The following is a 1,696-nucleotide window of genomic DNA, read 5'->3' as shown; positions in this document are numbered from 1 at the left end:
CGAAATAGTTTAACCTTTAGAAAACAAGTCTTTTAGGTTTTTAGACAATCTGACGTTAATCGCGCGGAACATTTTTATCCTCAGGAAAACGTTCCTTGTATTCTTTCCAGAATAGTTTAACATCGGTTTTCATTTCTTTATGCAAAATTAATATTCCAAATAAATTTGGTATGGTCATTAGTGCTATTGTAATTCCTGACAAGGTCCAGATAATTGTTGTGTCAATGAACGATGCAATGAAGAACCCGATCACATATATAAAATGGTACCAAATCACATATTTTGATCCCCATAAATAGGTTACTGCTCTGTCTCCATAATAGGACCATGAAATTGCTGTGGAGAATGCAAACAATAATAAACCTATCGAAACAATATATTGTCCCCAATGGCCAAACCAGCTTTTAGTAAAAGCTACAGCAGTTAAAGGTGCACTATGAATCAATGATTTTCCTTCAATTGTTATTTTATTGTCTGATGATCTTGAAAATTGTGCCTTGATTCTTTCCCACAGTGAAAGCTCCTCGCCTTTAACCTGAATTTTACCTTTAATAACTTCCAGAGAGCCATTATACAATCCAACACCTTGCTTAACCACAACCTCTTCAGCTAAAGAACGAGCGTGAATAAGTGATACAGGTGTAATAATATGACCATTCTTTATGCTTAATTCTCCCGTATAGGGTTCAATTTCTTTTTTACCACTAATGTGCTGAGCAAGAGTTGTTCGGCCAGCATCATTTTGATCGTTTACCGAAATAGTATTGATAACTTCGAGGTCAGATAATTGAAAGCGGTTTTCAAGTTTTTCACTCCACACACCTGAAGATAGTAGTACAAATCCCGTAAGGGTACATATAATAATGGTATCGATAAAAGGCTCTAAAAGAGCAACTAAACCTTCAGAAACAGGCTCATGTGCTTTTGCAGCTGCATGGGCAATTGGTGCCGACCCCTGCCCTGCTTCATTCGAAAATAAACCCCGGTTAACTCCACGGTTAAAGGCATAGGCAATACTTGCACCTAAAAATCCACCAGTAGCTGATGAACCTGTGAAAATATCTCCAACCACAGCTTGCAATGAAGGCCAGATGTTTTCGTAGTTATATAATATAACGGCCATTGCTCCAATAAAGTAGATAAGAGCCATGGCGGGAACCAAACGAGAAGTTACTTTCGCAATTCGCTTAATTCCTCCAATAATTACAAACCCTAATAAGATGGCAAGTACAATACCTGTTACCATATGAGGTATGCCAAAGGTTGAAAACAGAGAGTTTGAGATACTATTTATCTGAGGTAAACTACCTGTTCCAAATGATGAAAGAACTGTAGCTATGGCAAAAATCCCTGCAATCCAATAACCTGTATTAATAACCTTTCCTGAAGATGTTTTGATGTTGAGTCGTTTACGCATAAAATACATCGGACCACCGGCAATAGAACCATCCTCAGCTTTTTCACGATATTTATGTGAAAGAGTTACCTCGACGAATTTAGTCGTCATACCAAACAAAGCGGTAACCAGCATCCAGAAAAGTGCAGCTGGTCCACCTAAATGCACAGCAAAAGCAACACCTGCAATATTTCCTGTTCCGACCGTACCAGATAAAGCTGTTGTTAAAGCCTGAAAATGCGATGTATCGCCTTCATCATCCTCTTTGTGGGGTAGGGAAATCGGATGACTCATGCCCTC

At 38.6% G+C, this 1,696-nt stretch carries 1 protein-coding gene; it reads right to left on the bottom strand.

Annotated elements, in window-relative coordinates; translation table 11 throughout:
- Positions 1-55: 55 nt before the first annotated feature.
- Positions 56-1,696: alanine/glycine:cation symporter family protein (locus AC4MRQ_RS06120; RefSeq protein ID WP_491196771.1), on the bottom strand; the 1,641-nt coding region annotated here is incomplete at its 5' end.

It is taken from the genome of Carboxylicivirga sp. (genome assembly GCF_982718395.1).
The sequence above is the reverse complement of the archived record's forward strand: the minus strand, read 5'-3'. Positions and strand labels throughout refer to the sequence as shown.